The organism is Flavobacterium chungnamense (assembly GCF_039539165.1).
GTDB lineage: Bacteria > Bacteroidota > Bacteroidia > Flavobacteriales > Flavobacteriaceae > Flavobacterium > Flavobacterium chungnamense.
In genome coordinates this window covers 12,724-33,367 of record NZ_BAABCS010000010.1, presented here as the reverse complement: position 1 = coordinate 33,367, position 20,644 = coordinate 12,724, and the positions used below count along the sequence as shown (strand labels likewise).

Annotated in this window: 22 protein-coding genes and 1 tRNA gene; 20 read left to right on the top strand and 3 right to left on the bottom strand. The window is 30.8% G+C overall.

The features are described from left to right. Window positions 1–174: 174 nt before the first annotated feature. The 6 genes from ABD771_RS05490 (at window position 175) to ABD771_RS05465 (ending at window position 7,787) form a co-directional block, all read left to right on the top strand. Window positions 175–924, top strand: coding sequence for a DUF6252 domain-containing protein (locus ABD771_RS05490; RefSeq protein WP_345091786.1), 750 nt, complete (start codon window positions 175–177; stop codon window positions 922–924). 132 nt (window positions 925–1,056) lie between these two features. Then, window positions 1,057–1,431 carry an RNA-binding regulator gene (locus ABD771_RS05485; protein ID WP_345091783.1) on the top strand — a complete coding sequence of 125 codons (375 nt, stop codon included), beginning with the start codon at window positions 1,057–1,059 and terminating at the stop codon, window positions 1,429–1,431. A 177-nt stretch (window positions 1,432–1,608) separates the two neighbouring features. Next, window positions 1,609–6,168: a DNA polymerase III subunit alpha gene (gene dnaE / locus ABD771_RS05480; protein ID WP_345091780.1), complete on the top strand. Its 4,560-nt coding sequence runs from the start codon at window positions 1,609–1,611 to the stop codon at window positions 6,166–6,168. A gap of 109 nt (window positions 6,169–6,277) precedes the next feature. Beyond that, window positions 6,278–6,595, top strand: coding sequence for a thioredoxin (gene trxA / locus ABD771_RS05475; protein WP_026717477.1), 318 nt, complete (start codon window positions 6,278–6,280; stop codon window positions 6,593–6,595). A gap of 105 nt (window positions 6,596–6,700) precedes the next feature. Beyond that, a complete protein-coding gene (locus ABD771_RS05470; RefSeq protein ID WP_345091772.1) occupies window positions 6,701–7,627 on the top strand; it encodes a DUF58 domain-containing protein in 927 nt (308 codons plus the stop codon). An 86-nt stretch (window positions 7,628–7,713) separates the two neighbouring features. After that, window positions 7,714–7,787 (top strand) — tRNA-Asp (locus ABD771_RS05465). A gap of 266 nt (window positions 7,788–8,053) precedes the next feature. Here ABD771_RS05465 and ABD771_RS05460 read toward each other — a convergent pair. Continuing rightward, complete coding sequence (locus tag ABD771_RS05460; protein ID WP_345091768.1) at window positions 8,054–8,548, bottom strand: DUF456 domain-containing protein; 495 nt, start codon at window positions 8,546–8,548, stop codon at window positions 8,054–8,056. Window positions 8,549–8,581: 33 nt separating this feature from the next. On the opposite strand from ABD771_RS05460, the gene ABD771_RS05455 reads away from it, so the two are divergent. Then, window positions 8,582–8,953, top strand: a complete 372-nt coding sequence (locus ABD771_RS05455) for a hypothetical protein (RefSeq protein ID WP_345091765.1) — start codon at window positions 8,582–8,584, stop codon at window positions 8,951–8,953. Between the two features lie 4 nt (window positions 8,954–8,957). After that, on the top strand, window positions 8,958–9,437 hold the full coding sequence (locus ABD771_RS05450; RefSeq protein ID WP_425556450.1) for a hypothetical protein: 480 nt from the start codon (window positions 8,958–8,960) through the stop codon (window positions 9,435–9,437). Here ABD771_RS05450 and ABD771_RS05445 read toward each other — a convergent pair whose 3' ends face one another. Together ABD771_RS05445 and ABD771_RS05440 are read right to left on the bottom strand one after the other, a co-directional pair. Beyond that, the gene (locus ABD771_RS05445; protein ID WP_345091762.1) at window positions 9,438–10,565 is read right to left on the bottom strand and encodes a glycosyltransferase family 2 protein; all 1,128 of its coding nucleotides are present in this window, start codon (window positions 10,563–10,565) and stop codon (window positions 9,438–9,440) included. It lies immediately after the preceding gene. A gap of 160 nt (window positions 10,566–10,725) precedes the next feature. Next, on the bottom strand, window positions 10,726–11,655 hold the full coding sequence (locus ABD771_RS05440) for a hypothetical protein (protein WP_345092097.1): 930 nt from the start codon (window positions 11,653–11,655) through the stop codon (window positions 10,726–10,728). Window positions 11,656–11,737: 82 nt separating this feature from the next. Here ABD771_RS05440 and ruvC point away from each other — a divergent pair, with 82 nt between their 5' ends. The 12 genes from ruvC to ABD771_RS05380 all read left to right on the top strand — a co-directional run bounded on the left by ruvC (window position 11,738) and on the right by ABD771_RS05380 (window position 20,624). Then, window positions 11,738–12,292, top strand: coding sequence for a crossover junction endodeoxyribonuclease RuvC (gene ruvC / locus ABD771_RS05435; protein WP_345091759.1), 555 nt, complete (start codon window positions 11,738–11,740; stop codon window positions 12,290–12,292). A 1-nt stretch (window position 12,293) separates the two neighbouring features. Beyond that, window positions 12,294–13,421 carry a radical SAM family heme chaperone HemW gene (hemW, locus tag ABD771_RS05430; RefSeq protein WP_345091756.1) on the top strand — a complete coding sequence of 376 codons (1,128 nt, stop codon included), beginning with the start codon at window positions 12,294–12,296 and terminating at the stop codon, window positions 13,419–13,421. A 33-nt stretch (window positions 13,422–13,454) separates the two neighbouring features. Beyond that, window positions 13,455–13,739, top strand: coding sequence for a GIY-YIG nuclease family protein (locus ABD771_RS05425; RefSeq protein ID WP_345091753.1), 285 nt, complete (start codon window positions 13,455–13,457; stop codon window positions 13,737–13,739). 62 nt (window positions 13,740–13,801) lie between these two features. Continuing rightward, the gene (locus ABD771_RS05420) at window positions 13,802–14,551 is read left to right on the top strand and encodes a cyclase family protein (protein ID WP_345091750.1); all 750 of its coding nucleotides are present in this window, start codon (window positions 13,802–13,804) and stop codon (window positions 14,549–14,551) included. Next, window positions 14,548–14,955, top strand: a complete 408-nt coding sequence (locus ABD771_RS05415) for a GNAT family N-acetyltransferase (RefSeq protein ID WP_345091747.1) — start codon at window positions 14,548–14,550, stop codon at window positions 14,953–14,955. The genes ABD771_RS05420 and ABD771_RS05415 overlap by 4 nt, the downstream gene beginning before the upstream one ends. A 20-nt stretch (window positions 14,956–14,975) precedes the next feature. Then, window positions 14,976–15,347 (top strand): MmcQ/YjbR family DNA-binding protein, encoded by a 372-nt coding sequence (locus tag ABD771_RS05410; protein ID WP_345091744.1) that lies wholly within the window; start codon window positions 14,976–14,978, stop codon window positions 15,345–15,347. Window positions 15,348–15,393: 46 nt separating this feature from the next. Further along, on the top strand, window positions 15,394–16,101 hold the full coding sequence (locus tag ABD771_RS05405) for a PH domain-containing protein (protein ID WP_345091741.1): 708 nt from the start codon (window positions 15,394–15,396) through the stop codon (window positions 16,099–16,101). Window positions 16,102–16,305: 204 nt separating this feature from the next. Continuing rightward, window positions 16,306–16,710, top strand: a complete 405-nt coding sequence (locus tag ABD771_RS05400; RefSeq protein WP_345091738.1) for a response regulator — start codon at window positions 16,306–16,308, stop codon at window positions 16,708–16,710. A gap of 6 nt (window positions 16,711–16,716) precedes the next feature. Continuing rightward, complete coding sequence (locus ABD771_RS05395) at window positions 16,717–17,268, top strand: heme NO-binding domain-containing protein (RefSeq protein WP_345091735.1); 552 nt, start codon at window positions 16,717–16,719, stop codon at window positions 17,266–17,268. Continuing rightward, the gene (locus tag ABD771_RS05390) at window positions 17,265–19,583 is read left to right on the top strand and encodes a PAS domain S-box protein (RefSeq protein WP_345091732.1); all 2,319 of its coding nucleotides are present in this window, start codon (window positions 17,265–17,267) and stop codon (window positions 19,581–19,583) included. The genes ABD771_RS05395 and ABD771_RS05390 overlap by 4 nt, the downstream gene beginning before the upstream one ends. A 4-nt stretch (window positions 19,584–19,587) precedes the next feature. Then, window positions 19,588–19,914, top strand: coding sequence for an Hpt domain-containing protein (locus tag ABD771_RS05385; RefSeq protein WP_345091729.1), 327 nt, complete (start codon window positions 19,588–19,590; stop codon window positions 19,912–19,914). Between the two features lie 2 nt (window positions 19,915–19,916). Beyond that, window positions 19,917–20,624 carry a LytR/AlgR family response regulator transcription factor gene (locus ABD771_RS05380; protein ID WP_345091726.1) on the top strand — a complete coding sequence of 236 codons (708 nt, stop codon included), beginning with the start codon at window positions 19,917–19,919 and terminating at the stop codon, window positions 20,622–20,624. Window positions 20,625–20,644: the final 20 nt, after the last annotated feature.

The following is a 20,644-nucleotide window of genomic DNA, read 5'->3' as shown; positions in this document are numbered from 1 at the left end:
TTTTTGATTAAATTTTGAGGTACTCGACCTCGATTAATTAAGGGTGCAAAGATATAAAAGTTTTTCATTCAAACTAATACATTCCTAAAAAATACTTTTTCATCGATTTTTCGTTAAAAAAAATAGCTTAATTCATGAAAAAAACTATTTTTGTGGTTGTAATATATATTTAAAATGAAAAAAATAGTTTCTATATTAGTAATTGCTCTTGCTTTGGCATCATGTAGTGAAGAAGTTAAATTTAGTAATCCTGCTTTTCAGGCTTATCGCGATGATGTTTTTTTTAATGGTATTGATGTAAAAGCATACAGATCATCAAATGGAGCTTTAACACTTGTGGCTCTTGCACAAGATGAAGAAGTAGAAATTGACATTGCTAGTGGAGCAAAAGGTACTTATTACCTTGGAACAACAAATTTAAATACTTTAGCCTCATATTCTTCATCATTTGATGATATTAATTTGTATTATGAAACTAAAATTATAAATGGACCGGTTGCTAAAATGAATACTCAAATGTTTGCAGGCGGTACTGGATATACTTCAGATTGTGTTTTATTGGATGGTGGTTATGCGTGCAATAGTTCACATGCAACTACAGGTGGTTCAGGTTCTGGATTAACATTAAGTGTTATTACAAACACTAGTGGTGTTGTAACATCGGTTAAAGTTGCCTCTCCTGGTAATGGTTATAAAGCAGGAGATTTAATAACTATTATTGGTGGAGGAAATAATGCAAAAGTGAGAGTTTTAAATGTAGAAGGTAGTAATGGAGAAGTTGTTATAACTGAAAATACTGGTGATACGGTTACAGGTACTTTTAAATTTAATGCTATAAATGCAAACAATAATCCACTTGGACCAGAAATGGTAAACTTCCAATATGGAACTTTTTATAAAATTCCTGTTATTCCTGCACCATAAATTATAAAAGATAATAAAAAAGCCGTTCTCAATTTTGGAACGGTTTTTTTGTTAAAATTATAATTAATACCTAATTAATAGTAGATTACATTTTATTTAACCTACCTTTGACAGGAATTTTAAAATAAAATTATGAACATTTTTGTTGGAAGTCTTCCTTGGAGTATTGAGGAAGCAGATTTAAGAGAGTCTTTTGAAGTGTACGGATCGGTTAGTTCTGTTAAAATTATTACTGATAAATTTACTGGGAGAAGTAAAGGTTTCGGTTTTGTTGAAATGGAAAGCGATGAAGAAGCTGAAAAAGCAATTACTGAATTGAACGGTGCTACTGTGGAAGGTCGTACAATTGTAGTAAACAAATCAGAACCAAAACCAGAAGGAGAAAGAAAATCTTTTTCTAACAACCGTCCAAGTGGTGGTGGTTACAATGGTGGTGGTAATTCTCGTGGTGGTGGTTCAAGCTACAACGATAGAAACAGTGGTGGCGGTAACAGAGGAAGATACTAGTTTTTCAAACTTATTATACTACAAAAACCATTCGAGAATTCGGATGGTTTTTTTTATTGTTAATAACTAAAATTGACAATCTCTTCCTTAAAATGTACTTTTGATAAATAACAAATTCACAAATTAATATCGGAATTTGTTATTGATTTTTGCAATTGACATTGATTTTTGAAAGCTATGTATTTAATATTCGACACCGAAACCACAGGATTACCAAAAAGTTGGGCAGCACCAATTTCTGATACAGACAATTGGCCAAGATGTATTCAAATTGCATGGCAATTGCACGATGATATGGGAAATCTTGTTGAACATCAAGATTATCTTATCAATCCAGAAGGTTTCAATATTCCTTACGATGCCGAAAGAATTCACGGAATTTCAACCGAATTAGCACAACAACAAGGAATCCAACTTAAAGAAATGTTGGAGAAATTCAACATAGCGTTATCTAAAGCTAAATTTATAGTCGGACAAAACGTTGGGTTTGATATCAATATCATGGGTTGCGAATTCTATCGAATGGGAATTAGTTCTCCCATGTCGCAAATGCCTATTTTGGATACTTGTACCGAAATTACAGCATCTTTATTGAAACTTCCAGGTGGACGTGGCGGAAAATTCAAATTGCCTACATTAACCGAATTACATCAATATCTTTTTAACGAACCATTTGCAGAAGCACATAACGCAACTGCCGACGTTGAAGCTACAACACGTTGTTTCTTAGAACTAATTCGTACAGAAATTTTTACAAAAGAAGAACTGGATGTTGAACCAGAATATTTTGAAGATTTTCAATTAAAAAATCCAAGATCAGTTCAATTAATTGGATTGAAACACATAAACCTAAAAGAAGCATCTGAGCAAATTAGGAAAAAACTTCAAAAAAGTGAAGAAGAAACTGTTCAAACTTCAATTTCTGATGCTGATAAAAAAGATTTTAAACAATCTCGATTTGCTCATTTACACAATCATTCCCAGTTTTCTGTTTTACAATCTACTATAGGAATTCCTTCATTAGTTGCTGCTGCTGCAAAAACAAAAATGCATGCTGTTGCGATGACTGACACAGGAAATATGATGGGCGCATTTCATTTTGTAAGCGCTGTAATGAATCACAATAAATCAGTAAAACCAAAAATTGAAGCAGCAATTGAAAACGGAGAAGAACCATCTGACAATGAGATTATTCCAATCGTTGGTTGCGAGTTCAATATTTGCGACAATCATAAAGACAAAACCAAAAAAGATAACGGCTACCAAGTAGTTTTTCTAGCTAAGAATAAAAAAGGCTATCATAATTTAGCCAAAATGTCTTCTATTGCATACATCGATGGTTTTTATTACGTTCCTAGAATTGATAAATCAGTAGTAGAGCAATACAGAGAAGATATCATTGTTTTATCAGGAAATTTATATGGTGAAATTCCGAGTAAAATTTTAAATGTTGGAGAAAACCAAGCTGAAGAAGCCCTAATTTGGTGGAAAGAACAATTTGGAGATGATTTTTATTTAGAAATCATGCGCCACAATCAAGAGGACGAAAATCGAGTTAACAAAACCTTGATAGAGTTTTCACAAAAGTACAAAGTAAAATTAGTTGCTACCAATAATACGTATTACGTAAACAAAGAAGATGCAAACGCGCATGATATTTTGTTATGTGTTAAAGATGGTGAAAAACAAGCCACACCAATAGGTAGAGGTAGAGGTTATCGTTATGGATTGCCAAATCAGGAATACTATTTCAAATCAGAAGATGAGATGAAAAAACTATTTACTGATTTACCTGAAGCCATTATCAATGTTCAAGAAATTATTGATAAAGTTGAAACGTATTCACTATATCGCGATGTATTACTTCCAAAATTTACAATTCCAGAAGAATTTACAAATCCAGAAGACGAAGCCGATGGCGGAGTAAGAGGAGAAAATGCTTATTTACGACATTTAACAATGAATGGCGCTCAAAAACGTTATGGCGAAATCACACCAGAAATTCAAGAACGATTGGATTTTGAATTACTAACAATTTCTAATTCAGGATATCCAGGTTATTTCTTGATTGTACAAGATTTCATTGCCGAAGCCAGAAAAATGGATGTTTCGGTTGGTCCAGGTCGTGGTTCTGCTGCAGGTTCTGCGGTTGCCTATTGTTTGGGAATTACCAATATTGATCCTATTAAGTATGATTTGCTTTTTGAGAGATTCTTAAATCCAGATAGGGTTTCGATGCCCGATATTGATATTGATTTCGACGATGAAGGTCGTGGTCGTGTAATGGATTATGTAATCAATAAATATGGTTCAAATCAAGTGGCTCAGATTATCACTTATGGTAAAATGGCAACCAAATCAGCTATTCGTGATACCGCTCGTGTATTAGATTTGCCATTATTTGAAGCCGATAGAATTGCCAAATTAATTCCAGGAATGATGCCTTCTAAATGGAATTTGGCGCGTTTTATTTCTGAAAAAGAAGAAGACGTCAAAAAAGCATTACGTTCGGATGAATTTGATAGAGTAAAAGAATTAATCGCGATTGCTAACGACGGTGAATTATCTGGTGAAACCATTCAACAAGCTAAAGTTTTGGAAGGTTCGTTACGAAATACTGGAATTCACGCCTGTGGTGTAATTATTACGCCAAGTGATATTACGAATTTCGTTCCAGTTACCACAGCTAAAGATTCTGAATTATATGTAACTCAGTTTGATAACTCAGTTGCTGAAAGTGCTGGATTATTAAAAATGGACTTCTTGGGTTTGAAAACCCTAACCTTAATAAAGGACACGGTCAAATTAGTGAAATACAGAACCGGAATTCAATTAGATCCAGATACTTTTCCAATTGATGATGTTAAAACTTATGAATTATTCCAAAGAGGTGAAACCGTTGGTATTTTCCAATACGAATCTCCTGGAATGCAAAAATACCTTCGTGATTTAAAGCCAACTGTTTTCGGAGATTTAATTGCCATGAACGCACTTTATCGTCCCGGGCCATTGGAATATATTCCTTCTTTCGTTCGCAGAAAAAATGGGGAAGAGGAAATAAAATACGATTTGGATGCTTGCGAAGAATACTTAGGCGAAACCTACGGAATTACAGTTTATCAAGAGCAAGTTATGCTTTTGTCACAATCGTTAGCCGATTTCTCTAAAGGTGATGCCGACGTTTTGCGTAAGGCGATGGGGAAAAAAGATCGACCAACTTTGGATAAAATGAAACCAAAATTTGTCGAGCAAGCTGCAGCAAAAGGTCATGATGCTAAAATTTTGGAAAAAATCTGGAAGGATTGGGAAGCCTTTGCAAGTTATGCATTTAATAAATCGCACTCCACTTGTTACGCATGGATTGCATATCAAACGGCTTATCTAAAAGCACATTATCCAGCAGAATATATGGCAGCTGTTCTTTCTAATAACATGAATGATATCAAGCAAGTTTCGTTCTTTATGGAAGAATGTAAGCGCATGGGATTGCAAGTTCTTGGTCCAGATGTAAATGAATCATTTTATAAATTTACGGTAAACGAAAACAATGCCGTACGTTTTGGAATGGGCGCTGTTAAAGGCGTTGGAGCCAATGCTGTGGATACTATTGTTCAAAGTAGAAAAGATGCTCCTTACAAGTCGATATTTGATTTGGCTAAAAAAATTGATTTGCGTTCTGCCAATAAAAAAGCTTTTGAAAGTTTGGCTTATGCCGGAGGATTTGACTGTTTTACTGATACACATCGTGCACAATATTTCCACATTGAAGGCGAAGGAATTACATTTTTAGAAAAAGCCATGCGTTTTGGTTCCAAATTTCAAGAAAATGAAAATTCATCACAAGTGAGTTTATTTGGTGAAGCTAGTGATGTTCAAATTGCCGAACCAGTTGTGCCACCATGTGAAGAATGGAGTACAATGGAAAAATTAGCCAAAGAAAAAGAGGTTGTCGGAATTTACATTTCGGGACATCCGCTTGACGATTATCGATTTGAAATGAATTATTTCTGCAATGTTAAGTTGACACATTTAAAGAGTTTAGGGAACCTAATTGGTAAAAATCTAACTTTTGGAGGCATTGTAACCAACGTGCAATATCGTACAGGTAAAAATGGAAAAGATTGGGCGATGTTCACTCTAGAAGGATATGACGAAAGTTATGACTTTAGAATTTTTGACGAAGAATATTTAAAATTCCGTCATTTCTTAGTGAATAATCAGTTTATTTATTTTAAAATCAATGTAAAAGATGGTTGGGTAAACCGTGAAACAGGAAAGAAATCTGATCCGAGAATAACTTTTCTTGATGCCAAATTATTAGCTGATGTTTTACCAACTTTTGCAAAAAAATTAGTAGTTCAAATCAATATTAAAGATATAAGACAAGATTTAATTCAACAATTGAGTGCTATTTTTCAAGAAAATGAAGGTGATAAGCAAGTAGATTTTGAAGTAGTAGAAACTGAAATTGTAAAAAGAACGATTGAAACAGTTACTGCTCCAATGCCAATTCCATCAGCTGAATTAACAGATGATGAATCAGAAGGAGAAGATGAAATAATTGAAGTAGAATCCGAAAACGAAGAAGAACTTCCAATGACAACAACAAAAACAGAAATTGAAGAAATACGTAAAATAACTTCTTTGGAAATGAAAAGTAGAAAGCTAAAAGTGAAAATTTCAAAAGAATTATTGGAACAATTAGAGAAGTTGCAGGTGAATTTTAAATTGAATTAATCAATTCTTTCAATAAAAAAATAGTTAAAAGTAATGTAAGTTACAATTCAGAAGCGAAATGTTTCTTTATCTTTGTACTTCAAAATTAATAAACTAAATATAAAAAAATATGGCATTAGCAATAACAGATGCTACTTTTGACGAAGTAGTATTAAAATCAGACAAACCAGTAGTAGTAGATTTTTGGGCAGCTTGGTGTGGACCATGTAGAATGGTTGGACCGGTTATTGATGAGGTTTCTTCAGAATACGAAGGTAAAGCTGTAGTAGGAAAAGTCGATGTAGACGCCAATCAAGAATTTGCTGCAAAATACGGAGTTAGAAACATCCCAACCGTTTTAATTTTCCAAAATGGAGAAGTTGTTGGTCGCCAAGTTGGTGTTGCTCCAAAGAAAACTTATACAGATGCTATAGACGCATTACTATAATAAATTAATAATAATTGTTTTGAAACCCTTTGAAAAGAAATTTTTGAAGGGTTTTTTAATTGTTAAAATTAGAATAATTTAAATATTTCAATTTATCTTTGAACTATGAGGATAGAAGAACAAAAGGAAATAATATCAGGTTTCAAACATCTTGAATTACTTGCTAATCAAGTAGTCGAAGGATTTATTTCAGGGATGCATAAGTCACCATTTCATGGGTTTTCTGCTGAGTTTGCTGAACACAAAATTTACAATTCAGGAGAAAGCACGAAGCATATTGATTGGAAGCTTTTTGCTAAAACGGATAGACTATACACTAAACGTTTTGAAGAAGAAACCAATCTTCGTTGTCATTTGATTATTGATAATTCGTCTTCGATGCATTTTCCAAAATTGAAAAGTAATCAACCTTTTTATGAAAGTAAAATTGGTTTTTCTGTTCTAGCTTCTGCAGTTTTGATGAATTTATTAAAGAAGCAAAGAGATGCTGTTGGATTAAGTGTGTTCTCTGATACGTACGAATACTACGCACCAGAAAAAGGAAGTGATAGACATCATAGAATGTTATTAAATCAATTAGAAAATTTGCTTGAAAATTCTAAGACTCCTAAGAACACTGACACTATTACTTATCTCCATTTAATAGCCGAAAAGATGCACCGTCGTTCAATGATTGTGCTTTTTACAGATATGTTTCAAGACGGAAATCAAGAGCAGCTTTTTAATGCGCTACAGCATCTAAAACACAACAAACATAAAGTAGTAGTTTTTCATGTAATTGATGAGAAAACCGAGTTAAATTTCAATTTTGACAACACTCCAAGGAAGTTTATTGATGTGGAATCGGGTGAAATTATCAATTTATATGCTGAAAATATTAAAGAAGAGTATGAAAAAAACGTCTCAGAGTACTTCAAAAAGTTGTCATTAACTTGTGCTCAGAACAAAATTAAGTATGTTCCAGTAAATGTGGGAGCAAGTTTTGAAAAAATTCTTACTACATACTTGGTTGAAAAACAAAACTTTGGTTGATTTCATTGAAATTAATTGAAAAAAAATTTAAAAAATAGTTGCAGAAATAAAAAACGTATGTATATTTGCAACCGCAATAAAGCGATGGTTTGGTAGTTCAGTTGGTTAGAATACATGCCTGTCACGCATGGGGTCGCGGGTTCGAGTCCCGTCCAGACCGCTAAATTGGGAAAAGCACTTCAGAAATGAAGTGCTTTTTTGCCCAAAAAGCAAATGAAATGAATAGTAGAACAATAGTTCAAGTTCTTAAAATCATTCAAAATTAGTTGTGTTGTTTCGCTACGACTTTGTAACTCGTAGCATGGTTTAGTAGTTAGACCAATGAAAAGCTTTCCACTTTTGTGGATGGCTTTTTTGTTTTTTTTGAAATTTTGGGTTTGATGTTATTGCTAAAAATTGATATTAAGGATTTTTGTTTACTTGAGGTTAGTTTTGTATATAATTGCTAATAGCAACATAAATAAACAAAACAAGAAAACACAAACAAACCATAAATTTCATAAAAGTAGATACTAAAAACCCAATAAATGCTCCTGTTGCGGCTTTCAAAGCTCCTTTTTTATCTTCAAAATTGTAAATTAATTCACCTATAAATGCTCCAACAAATAGTCCAATTATAAAACCAATTGGTGGGAAAAATAATCCAATGATTAATCCAATATTCGTCCCCCAAATACCATATTTAGTCCCTCCAAATTTTTTCGCGCCTTTAGATGGAATAACATAATCTAAAACAGAAATAATTATAGTTAGCACAAGTGTAATTCCAAGAACCCAATAATTATTTTCTACATAGCTTGTTAAGTATAGTAAAAAAAGGCCAATCCAGCTCATCGGTGGTCCTGGTAAAGCAGGAAGAAAGCTTCCAAATATGCCAAGAATACAACATAGTAACCCAAGAACAACTAATATAATATCCATTGAAATAAATTTTTAGTATTTTTGAAAACGAATATGAGAAAAATAATTCAAATAGCGGTTTTTTTTAGTCTAATTTTTTGTGCCACAAGTCAATCTTTTGGGCAGCAGATAGCATCTATAGATCCAGATATTGCAATAAAAGAAACACTTTATACTAAATACAATAAAGAAGTACTTTCTTTTGATAAAAAAGATTTTGACACTTTGTTTTTTGTGTTTTTTCAGAAGCAATCGGATAGTAAAATTACTATGACTAAAGAAGAGTATTATACTTACACCATTAAAATTGCTATTTATTCAGAAAAATTAGGACTTTTGTACAAAGACCAAAAAGAAGAATCTGATAAAGCAAAGCAAGAATGGTTTGATAAAAACTATGTTGAGTATTTAAAATCCAAACCATAATCTTTTGAAAAAAATTATTCCCTATATCTTTTTAATTTCAGTAGTTTCTTGTCAATATTTTGAGAAGGAAGTACCTTCTGAACAAGAGTTGATGGAAAAACAAATGAAGGAAATCAATTGGAAAGAAGTAGATGAGTATCCATCTGTTGCAGATTGTGAAGCAATTTCTGATGAAACACTACGTAAACAATGTTTTTTTGAGTTTTTAGCGAGTACTATTCAACAAAAGCTAAGTGTAGACACCTTGTCTGTTTTGTATCCAGAATTAGACACTATAGAGGTTAGAGTTACTATTAATCCTGATGCGTCAATGCAATTTGAGCCACAATTTCCAAAAGATACGGTTGCTTATGATACCATTAAAATTGATAGTATTCTAAGAGTAAAATTAGTTGATTTTCCAAAAGTAAATCCAGCCATAAAACGCGGAATTCCTGTAAAAACCCAATTTGTTTTACCAGTTATAATCAAAACTGAAAAATAATTATTTGGAAAAGCTTCTACCTTTCCAAGTAAAACCTCCAACAAGCGAATAAAGTCCAACTAAACTGCAAAAGAATGGATATAACAAACTACTGGCAATTGGCGGATAAAACGTATTGTTTTTCAAAAATTTGTGAGATTTATAAAGTAAAAGATAATCACAATTATATTTTAAAATAAATACCATAGGAAGTGTTTTTCCATTATAATTTCCAGATAGCCATAATCCAAAACCTATTACCAAACTCAAGTTCATTGCCAAAACAACTACTGCTAAAGTTTTAGAATAATATCCAGAATATCCAGTTGTTTTACTTGCCCATCGAACACGTTGCATAAACAATTTATACAAATCATTTTCGGGTTTTGTTTTTACAATGGTATCGGTATTCCTTAAATAATGTACTTTATCAGCATGATTTTTCAATGCTTTTTGCAATAAAAAAACATCGTCGCCGCTTGCCATTTTGTTGTTTCCTCCAAAACCTCCAATTTCATTAAAAAGTTTTTTGCTATAAGCAAAATTAGCTCCGTTGCACATAAACGGTTTTCCAATTCCAAAACTTCCAATCGTAGTTCCTTGTAAACTCAATAAATCCAATTGCTGAAACTGATGGAACCAATTATTTTTAGTTTTGTAAACCACAGCACCAACAACCATTTCGGCAGTATTTTTTTGAATAAAATTATCTAAAGTAAATAGCCAGTTTTTATTTACTGTGCAATCTGCATCAGTAGTGACAACCCATTCGTGTTTCAAAATCGGAATAGCTCTAGAAATCGCATCTTTTTTTGGTGAATTGGATAATCGTAAGTTTTCTAAAAGCGTTGTTTCAATCAAGCCATTTTCCATACGCCATTTGATGTAAACGCGTTCAGAAGCATCGGTAGAAAAATCATCAACGAGAATAATTTCAAATAAATCCTTTGGATAATTTAGCTTAGAAATTGATTTTAAAAGTTTCGGTAAATTCTTTTCTTCATTCCTAAAAGGAACAATTATCGAGAATTTAGTTATGGGTTTTTCATCGGTTCTAACAAAAGTTTTGACCTTATCAAAGCCAAATATCAGTTGCAAAATAAACACAACATAAATTACTAAAACAACGAATAATACTATTTCAATCATAAGTGACTATTTTACACGAATTTACACAAATTATAAGATTTCACGAATATTAATCTTAATGAATCTTAATTTCTTAATGGTTTAAAATCTTTGCGCCTTAGCGTCTTTGCGAGAATACAATACAAAATTAATCAACTTTAACTTTTAAAATCTTTGTGATTTAGCGTCTTTGAGGCAAAACCTTAAAAATCATAACATAATAACTTCCAAAAACTACTGGTAAAACCACATTTAAAAACCACATCAGCATCGTAACAAAAACCACAATCCATTCGTTAACGCCAAGTAATCCAAAGAAATAAATCGCTAAACTTCCTTTTAATGCAAAGTCCAAAAACTGAAAACTCGGAACAACTGAAGCTAAAAAATAGACTGTTGTAATAGTTGCCATTAAAGTTGAATAAGGCAAATCGACATCAAATGCCAAAAACAAGAAATAATATTGATGCGAAAAAACCAAGTAACGACAAAATCCTAAAATTAAATTCTTGCGATGAATTTTCTTCGGAATTTCATTAATTTTTTCAATTAAATCTTCAATAGAATAACTTTTAATTTTGATTTTTTTTGTGAAATAAGAAAACAGAAAGAATGCAATTGTAAAAGCTATTATTCCAAAACTCCAAAGCCAATATCCTAAAATCAACATTCCCAGAATACCAAAAATTCCTGTAGCAACAATTTGAACGCCATTGCAAATTAAGTTCAGAAAAATAATTTTTTTAGTGTCTTTTTTGTCAAAATACAATGCTTTTCCAGCATATTCACCAACGCCAACCGGAGTAAAAACGCCCAAAGTTAAAGCTGCGAGAACTTGTTTCGTAGCTTCATTTACAGAAATAGGTTTTACAACTTGGGCCAGATTTTGCCATTTCAGAATTTCAAAAAATCGATTCAAAAAACTAAAAAACAAAATGAACGAAATTCCTGCAACCGATTGATTTTTATGAAATAATACTAAAAATTTATCCCATTCCAATTTGTCATTTGTAGCCAATTGATTGTATATAAAATAAAATGCACCAACAACAATCAAAAGTTTGACTGAAAAAACCAAGAATTGTTTAGCTTTGTGAGGAATTGTAATCATTGCTGCAAATGTACCATTTTGATAGTGAATAATTATCACTTTAGGCAACTGATAACTTTCAACTGAACACTGACGACTGAAAATGGCAAACGAAAGAATAATTTTAGGAATCGACCCAGGAACAACCATCATGGGTTTCGGATTGATAAAAGTAGTCAACAAGAAAATGGAATTTCTGCAGTTGAACGAGTTGATATTGAGTAAATACGACAACCATTACCAGAAGTTAAAAGTCATTTTTGAGCGAACAATCGAATTAATCGACACACACAATCCAGACGAAATAGCCATTGAAGCGCCATTCTTCGGTAAAAACGTTCAATCCATGTTAAAATTAGGACGAGCGCAAGGAGTAGCAATGGCAGCCGGACTTTCAAGAGATATTCCAATTACAGAATATGAACCTAAAAAAATAAAAATGGCTATCACCGGAAATGGAAACGCCAGTAAAGAACAAGTTGCTAAAATGCTACAACAACTTTTAGGATTGAAAACATTACCAAAAAACCTAGATTCAACCGATGGATTAGCAGCAGCAGTTTGTCATTTTTTCAACTCCGGAAAAGTAATTGGTGAAAAAAGCTATACAGGTTGGGATGCTTTTGTGAAAAATAATGAAGATAGAGTAAAAAAATAGCATGTCAGGAATTTACATTCACATACCATTTTGCAAACAAGCTTGTCACTATTGCGATTTTCATTTTTCGACTTCATTGAAGAAAAAGGGCGAGATGGTTTTGGCTTTGGCTAAAGAAATTGAAATGCGTAAAAGTGAGTTTCAAGACGAAGTTGTGGAAACCATTTATTTTGGTGGTGGAACGCCGAGCAGATTAACGATTGAAGATTTACGATTGTTGATTGATAAAGTTTATAAGAATTATGAAGTAACTGAATATCCTGAAATTACGCTAGAAGCTAATCCAGACGATTTATCTAAAAATTATTTAATTGAACTTAAAAAAGCAGGAGTAAATCGACTTTCGATAGGAATTCAATCGTTTTTTGAAGACGATTTAAAAATTATGAATCGTGCACATAATTCGGAAGAAGCTAAAGAATGTTTAGAAATTGCAACACAATATTTCGATAATATTTCAGTCGATTTAATTTACGGAATTCCAGAAATGAGTAACGAAAAATGGCTTCAGAATATCGAAACTGCTTTGTCGTTTAATATTCCGCATATTTCAAGTTATGCTTTGACGGTTGAACCAAAAACTGCTTTGCACAAATTTATTCAAAAAGGAATTATTCCGCAACCTGACGATGAAGTGGCTCAAGAACATTTTCAGATTTTGGTAGATAAACTATCCGAGAATGATTTTATTCACTACGAATTGTCCAATTTCGGAAAGGAAAATTATTTTTCTAAAAACAATTCAAGTTATTGGTTGGGAAAAAAATACATTGGAATTGGTCCTTCAGCTCATAGTTTTGACGGAGAAAAACGTAGTTGGAATGTGTCAAATAATACTTTGTATTTGAAATCCATTCAAGAAAATAAACTACCATCAGAAACCGAAACTTTATCTAAAACTGATAGATATAATGAATATGTTATGACAGGTTTGCGAACGATTTGGGGAATTTCTTTAGATAGAATTCAAACTGAATTTGGCACAACTTATTTAGATTATCTCAACCAACAAGCAGCGAAATATATTGAAGATCATTTGCTTTTTGTTGATGAAAATATTTTACGAACTACCAAAAAAGGTAAATTTTTAAGTGACGGAATTGCTTCCGACTTATTTATGCTGAACTAGTTTCAGCATCTGTTGAACGTAAGAAAACTAAATATGATCAAAGGATATACATATATAACGACAAACAAAAACTTTTCGGTTTTATACATTGGTGCTACAAAAGATTTGAAATATAGGGTAGAATGTCATAAAGATGGAACTGGAGCTATTTTTACAAAAAAATATAGCGCTTCTATTTTAATATATTTTGAGGAGTTTGATGATTATAGAGATGCATTTGCAAGAGAAAAACAATTAAAGAATTGGCATAAAGATTGGAAATGGAATTTAGCAAAACTTTCAAATCCTGAATTAAAAGATTTATATTTGGAGTTATAAATTAGCGTCTTTTTAACAGGTTTACGTAAAGTTGAAAAGATGCTGAAACAAGTTCAGCATAAATGATAGCAAAAATCCAAAATTTCAAAATCGACCTATCAAAACCAATTGATATTTCCATTCCATTATCCAATACTGATAAAAACCCAATTGCGTGGTACATTGAAAAACCCGAAATTGAACCAGTAAAATTTGGCGATTGGATTGGAAAAGTTTCCGAAGGAAGTTCGACCAATTTCAACAATATTTTTTTCAATCCACACGGACACGGAACTCACACTGAATGTCTCGGACACATTACGCGAGAATTTTATTCAATAAATCAATGTTTGAAACAATTTTTCTTTACAGCCGAATTGATTTCGATTGCACCAGAAAATATAAACGGAGATTTGGTGATTACCAAAAATCAAATAGAAAAAGCATTAGATGGAAAAAATTCAGATGCAATTATAATCAGAACATTACCAAATTTAGAATCGAAAAAACATAAAAATTATTCCAAAACCAATCCTCCTTATTTATCTGAAGAAGCCGCAAATTACACTAGAGAAATCGGAATTCAGCATTTACTAATTGATTTACCAAGTGTTGATAGAGAAGAAGATGAAGGAAAATTGCTGGCTCACAAAGCGTTTTGGAATGTAAAAGACGTAAATGATTTAAACGAAGATGCCCGATTGAATTGTACCATAACCGAAATGATTTTTGTGGAAGATAAAATTCAAGATGGAAGTTATATACTAAATCTACAAATTGCTTCGTTTGAAAATGATGCTTCGCCATCAAAACCTATTTTGTATAAGATATGATTTCAGTTTCAACAGATAAAACCAAACTCGATATTCCATTCATTCAAAACTTTTTGAAAGACGTTTATTGGGCAGCAGGAAGAACAATTGAAGAAGTTCAAACCACAATTGATAGTTCGTTTTGCTTCGGAATTTATTTAGATGATAACCAAATTGGCTTTTGCCGAGTAATTACTGATTATGTAGTTTTTGCTTATGTAATGGATGTTTTTATTGATGAAAATCATCGCGGAAAAGGCTATTCTTCTATTTTAATAAATGCGATGATGACTGAACCCAAATTGCAAGAAGTTAAAATTTGGCGATTAGCAACATCAGATGCACATTTTTTATATAAAAAATTTGGATTCAATTCATTAGCTTATCCTGAAAAAATGATGGAAAAGGTAATTAAAACTTCATAATTCAAAAATCGTTAATCAATATGAATATACAACAACTTTACGAATTTTGCTTATCTAAAAAAGGCGTAACCGAACATTTCCCGTTTGATGAAGATACTTTAGTATTTAAAGTTGGTGGTAAAATGTTTTGTCTAACTTCTTTAAAAGAATGGGAAAAAGGAACGCCATCATTAAATTTAAAATGTGATCCTGAAAAAGCATTAGAACTTCGTGCCGAATATGAAGCCATAAATCCAGGTTTTCACATGAGTAAAATTCATTGGAATACAGTCGATTTTAATGGTGATGTTTCTAATAAATTGATGTGCGAATTAATAAATCACTCTTACGATTTGGTTTTCAAAAGTTTGACTAAAAAAATTCAGAACGAAATTCTAAATTTAGAAAATTAGGCATTACTTTTGTGAGACAATTATAATAAAATTCAAAACAACTATCATGATTGATAATTTAAAGAAAATATTAAACGAAGACCAAGATCCAAAAGCGATTGAGAAAATAACTTCTAAATTGAGTAATTTATTAATGTCAAATGAAGAGATTGGATACATTGCTGTACAAAAAAAACCAGCGGTAACAATTTTGCCAGATAGTATTGTAGTTACTAATAAAAGAATAATCCTTTGTAAGCCAAAAAATCTTGGTTTATCAATGGAATTTGTAGATTATGATTGGGATGATATTGCAGGTAGTTTTGTAAAAGAAGGTATTTTAGGTGCCGATTTTACGTTCAATACCAAATCAGATTTGACGCATACGGTTGATTATTTACCAAAGAATCAGGCTCGAAAATTGTATACTTATGCGAAAGAACAATTGGATTTATTGAAGAATCCAGTTGTAAATACAACTACAAGTAATCCTGTAATTGCAGAAGAAACACCTTTTGAAGAGATCGTTGAAGTTGAAGAAATGGAAACGGAAGAAGTAACTAATTTTGCCGAAATTGTTCCTATTTCAAATTACACTTCATTTGAAGAAACAAAAGTGGAAACTTCAACAACTTCGACTGATAGAAAGTTAAGTGAATTGTCGCAAGATGAATTGTTTGAAAAACTTCAGAATTACAAAAAGCTCCTTGACAACGGATTGATTATGCAAGGTGAATATGATAATTACAAAAAAGAGATTTTAGGTTACATGTAATCATGAAAAAATAGTTATTAAAAAGGCACAAGATTTACTTCTGTGCCTTTTTTTATTATTAAAACAATCATTTTGTCTTGATTTCGTCTTGATTTTGTCTTGATTTCGTCTACAGCAAATTGATATTAAACGATTGTTGATTAAAATTCATTATTATTTAGTAAAAATTTATAATATTTGAGTAACTTTTAAACCCTATAAAAGATGAAATTTTTAAACATTCTATTTATCGAAGACGATGCAATAGAAGGAATTAGATTGAATAGAGCATTAGTGTCATTAAATCAAAAACATCGATTGATTGAAGTTTCTAATGGTTTGGAGGCTTTAAATTATTTAAAAAGCGAGAATAATCTCCCAGACATTATACTCTTGGATTTGAATATGCCAAAGCTTAATGGATTAGAATTTTTAAAAATTTTAAAAACTGATCAATTTTTAAAAATAATTCCAACCATTGTTTTTACAACCTCCAATAATGGTAAAGACATTACGGAATGTTATAAAGTTGGAATAGCAGGTTACATTTTAAAGCCACTTAAATATGAAGATTACCAAATTGTAGTAAAAAAGGTACTTGATTATTGGTCTACTAATGAATTAATATAAATTGGTATGTACGGAATTGTAAATAAAGCTATACAAGAGTTGGTTATTGCCAATTTTGGAAAAGATAAATGGGAGATTATCAGAGAAAGAAGCGGTATTGACGTAGACTTTTTTATTAGTAATGAACCATATGATGATGATATAACATTTAAATTAGCAATAGCTGTCTCAGAAGAAATGGGAATGAGTATTGAAGAAGTACTTGTGGCATTTGGTGAATGGTGGGTTATGAAAACTACCAAAGAAAAATACAGTGGTTTAATGGAGTCTGGAGGCTCTAATCTAAAAGAATTTATTTTGAATTTACCAGTATTTCATAATAGAGTTATGCTTATTTATCCTAAACTTACTCCTCCTGAATTCAAAGTTACTGATATTACAGAGAACAGTGTAAATCTTCATTATCTTTCAACTAGAATCGGATTTCAGGAATTTGTAAGAGGTTTGATTCAAGGTTTAGCAAAAATGTTTGATACAAATGTATTAATTGAACTAGTTCAGTCACGAAATAGTGGCCACTCTCACGAAATTTTTAAAATTACTTGGGAAAAGATATGAAAGATTTTCAATTTGAATTTAATCTTGATGAATTCAACAAACTCTTCCCTTTTTATATTTTAATCGATAAAAATTTTAATATAAAAAGGTGTGGTCAAAGTATTTTTAAAATCATACCAGATTTAAAAGAGGATAGCTCATTTTTAGACTTCTTTTTTATAAAAAGACCACATTGCGAGGAACTAAATTTAATTAATTTTTTAGGGTTGTTTACTCAACTTATAGTTATCGAGTCCTTACAAGAAAATCCTATTATGTTGAGAGGACAGTTTCAGCAATATAAAGATTTTTTCCTTTTTGTCGGTTCTCCATGGTTTATTTCTATGGATGATGTTACAAATAGAAATCTTAAACTTCAAGATTTTGCAATTCACGATCCACTAATTGATTTACTTCATTTTTTGAAAGCTTATGAAATTAGCAATCAAGATCTTAAAGAATTAATTTTAAAAATTAATGACCAAAAGAAAATACTAATTCACGACAAGCTTGAAATAGATAAACTATCTTTAGTAGCTAGCGCAAATAGAAATGGTGTTATATTAACTAATTTGGATGGTAAGTTGTTTTGGACAAATGACGCTTATCTTGAACTTACAGGATACTCAAGGTATGATGTAATTGAAAAGACAGTACTTGAATTAGGCGTTTCTCAATTGACTAACAAAGACGACCTTTCCGAAGTAATAACTTCATTTAGGAATGTAAGAACGTTTGATTGCGAGATATATCATAAAAAGAAGAGCGGAGATTGTTTTTGGGCAAGAATGAAAGGTCAACCGGTATTAGATTCTAACAATAAGTTTGTTCAGTATTTTGTTATAATAGAGGATATAACTAAAGAAAGGCAAGTAAATAATAAATTAAAAGAATCAGAGAATATGCTCGCCTCTTTAATTATAAATCTTCAATCAGGAATTTTGTTAGAAGACGAAAACAGAAAAATACTTTTAACAAACAAGCAATTTTGTAATATGTTTTCGATTAAAAGTGAGCCTGAACAAATGATTGGATTTGATTGTTCAAATTCTGCTAAAGAAACAAAAATGATGTTTAAAGATAGTGAATCCTTTGTTAATAGAATTCACGAAATATTAGAGAATAAGGAAGTTGTTATCAATGAAGAATTAGCTTTAATAGACGGAAGATATTTTGAAAGACATTATATTCCTATAGTTATAGATGGTAAATATAAAGGTAATCTATGGTCTTATGATGATATAACTTTAAAAAAGAATTATAATGAAAGTCTTTCTTATGAAAAAGAAAAGTACAGAAGCATTATTGAAAACATGAATATTGGTTTGATTGAAGTTAACAATAATGATGAAATTTTATTAGCCAATCAAAGGTTCTCTGAAATGAGTGGTTATCCTATAGATTTCCTTATTGGCAAAAAAGGTTCGGAGGTTTTTCTAGACAATAATGCCAAAAAAATCCTAAAAGAAAAGGAATTGAAACGAAGAGATGGAGAATCTGATTCATATGAAATTGTTGTAAAAAATCAAAAAGGTGAAATGAAAGAATGGTTAGTAAGTAGTGCTCCAAATTATAATTTAAATGGAGAAATTATTGGTTCTATAGGTTTACATTTTGATATCACAAATTTTAAAAAATTAGAAAGTCAACGAGAACAATTATTGAAAAAATTAGAAAAACAAAATGAACAATTACATGACTACGCTCACATAGTCTCTCATGATTTAAAATCGCCTTTAAGAAGCATTCATTCCTTAATAACTTTTATAAAAGAGGACACCGAGGTCGTTTTTAATTCGAAAACTTTAAAATATTTTAATTTAATTCAAGAGAAAACTGAAAAAATGGACGCCCTCATTCATGGCATATTAACCTATTCGAAAATTGAAAGCACTTCTATTCACAAAGAAGAAATTGATTTGATGGAATTAATCAATAATATATTAGCTACTATTTTTATTCCTCCAAATATTGAAATTGTTTTTAAAAATAAATTACCAGTTGTTTTCTCTGACAGATTTAGAACACAACAATTATTTCAAAATTTAATTAGTAATGCAGTTAACTATAATGACAAGCCAAGAGGTATTGTTGTAATTGATTTTCAAGATTATCAAAATCATTATGTTTTTTCAATAAAAGACAATGGAGTTGGTATAGAAAATGAGAACAAGGAAAAATTATTTCAAATGTTTCAATCGTTTGATTCAAATGATATTTCATCAGGAATTGGCCTTTCAATTGTTAGGAGAATTATTGAAAATGCAAACGAAAAAGTATGGTTTGAAAGTGAAAAAAGTATAGGATCAGTTTTTTATTTTACAATGCAAAAGTAATAGTATGGATGAGGTACCAAATTTAGATTATATATGTAAATTGTCTGCGGGTAATGTTACAATAAAAAACAAACTGATAAACATTCTTAAAGAAGAATTTCCTCAAGATGTAATAAACTATCATAGAAAAATAAACAATAACGAATTAATTGAAGCCTCTCAAAATGTGCACAAAATAAAGCATAAAATAATGATATTAGGATTGGTGGAAGATTATAATCTGTCAATAAAACATGAGCTAAGCTTAAAAGAAAACAATATATTTTTCAAAGAAGATTTTGAAATTATTTTAAAAAAAATATCTGATTATATAATAAAAATACAAGAATAATTATGAAATGTATAATTATCGACGACGAAAAAATGTCAAGAGAAATTTTGTCAATTATGATATTAAAATCCATGCATCTTTTCTTAGAAGCAGATTTTTCAAATGCAATTGACGCCATTAAATATCTTAATGATGAAAATAATACAATTGATGTAATCTTTTTAGATATTCACATGCCCAATTTTTCTGGCTTTGATTTTATCAAAACCATAAAAAACCCACCTCATATTATATTGGTTACAACTGATCAGAATTTTGCGTTGGAAGCTTTTAATTATGAATGCATTATAGATTACCTAGTAAAACCAATACAAGAAAATCGTTTTAATAGAGCAATTGAGCGTGTAGAACAGAAATTTGAGAATAGCAAAAAATCAGTAAGTAATATTGATTCAGAAATTAAAGAAATTTATTTGAACATAGACAAACGATTGGTGAAAGTTGAAGTTTCAACTATTAATTTTATTAAAGCGAATGGTGACTATGTCTTTATAAAAACTGACTCTCAAAATTATACTGTACACACAACATTAAAGAAAATTGAAGATAAATTAAGTAATTCATTTTTTCTAAAAGTACATCGTTCTTATATCATTAATTTAAATAAAATTATTGATATACAAGATTCAACAGTATTAGTAGGGTCAAAATTAATTCCAGTCAGTAAAAATAATCGTTCTAATCTTATGTTTAGATTAACCCTTGTTTAAAATCATTAACATTTACTTTG

Excerpts from the sequence above, each read along its gene's own strand:
- ABD771_RS05410 (WP_345091744.1), top strand. The coding sequence starts at position 14,976 with ATGAATATACAACAACTTTACGAATTTTGCTTATCTAAAAAAGGCGTA.
- ABD771_RS05445 (WP_345091762.1), bottom strand. The coding sequence starts at position 10,565 with ATGATTGAAATAGTATTATTCGTTGTTTTAGTAATTTATGTTGTGTTT.
- ABD771_RS05415 (WP_345091747.1), top strand. The coding sequence starts at position 14,548 with ATGATTTCAGTTTCAACAGATAAAACCAAACTCGATATTCCATTCATT.
- ABD771_RS05470 (WP_345091772.1), top strand. The coding sequence starts at position 6,701 with ATGAGGATAGAAGAACAAAAGGAAATAATATCAGGTTTCAAACATCTT.
- ABD771_RS05460 (WP_345091768.1), bottom strand. The coding sequence starts at position 8,548 with ATGGATATTATATTAGTTGTTCTTGGGTTACTATGTTGTATTCTTGGC.
- ABD771_RS05455 (WP_345091765.1), top strand. The coding sequence starts at position 8,582 with ATGAGAAAAATAATTCAAATAGCGGTTTTTTTTAGTCTAATTTTTTGT.
- ABD771_RS05425 (WP_345091753.1), top strand. The coding sequence starts at position 13,455 with ATGATCAAAGGATATACATATATAACGACAAACAAAAACTTTTCGGTT.
- ABD771_RS05490 (WP_345091786.1), top strand. The coding sequence starts at position 175 with ATGAAAAAAATAGTTTCTATATTAGTAATTGCTCTTGCTTTGGCATCA.
- ABD771_RS05400 (WP_345091738.1), top strand. The coding sequence starts at position 16,306 with ATGAAATTTTTAAACATTCTATTTATCGAAGACGATGCAATAGAAGGA.
- ruvC (WP_345091759.1), top strand. The coding sequence starts at position 11,738 with ATGGCAAACGAAAGAATAATTTTAGGAATCGACCCAGGAACAACCATC.
- ABD771_RS05390 (WP_345091732.1), top strand. The coding sequence starts at position 17,265 with ATGAAAGATTTTCAATTTGAATTTAATCTTGATGAATTCAACAAACTC.
- ABD771_RS05440 (WP_345092097.1), bottom strand. The coding sequence starts at position 11,655 with ATGATTACAATTCCTCACAAAGCTAAACAATTCTTGGTTTTTTCAGTC.
- ABD771_RS05395 (WP_345091735.1), top strand. The coding sequence starts at position 16,717 with ATGTACGGAATTGTAAATAAAGCTATACAAGAGTTGGTTATTGCCAAT.
- hemW (WP_345091756.1), top strand. The coding sequence starts at position 12,294 with ATGTCAGGAATTTACATTCACATACCATTTTGCAAACAAGCTTGTCAC.
- trxA (WP_026717477.1), top strand. The coding sequence starts at position 6,278 with ATGGCATTAGCAATAACAGATGCTACTTTTGACGAAGTAGTATTAAAA.
- ABD771_RS05420 (WP_345091750.1), top strand. The coding sequence starts at position 13,802 with ATGATAGCAAAAATCCAAAATTTCAAAATCGACCTATCAAAACCAATT.
- ABD771_RS05385 (WP_345091729.1), top strand. The coding sequence starts at position 19,588 with ATGGATGAGGTACCAAATTTAGATTATATATGTAAATTGTCTGCGGGT.
- ABD771_RS05380 (WP_345091726.1), top strand. The coding sequence starts at position 19,917 with ATGAAATGTATAATTATCGACGACGAAAAAATGTCAAGAGAAATTTTG.
- dnaE (WP_345091780.1), top strand. The coding sequence starts at position 1,609 with ATGTATTTAATATTCGACACCGAAACCACAGGATTACCAAAAAGTTGG.
- ABD771_RS05405 (WP_345091741.1), top strand. The coding sequence starts at position 15,394 with ATGATTGATAATTTAAAGAAAATATTAAACGAAGACCAAGATCCAAAA.
- ABD771_RS05485 (WP_345091783.1), top strand. The coding sequence starts at position 1,057 with ATGAACATTTTTGTTGGAAGTCTTCCTTGGAGTATTGAGGAAGCAGAT.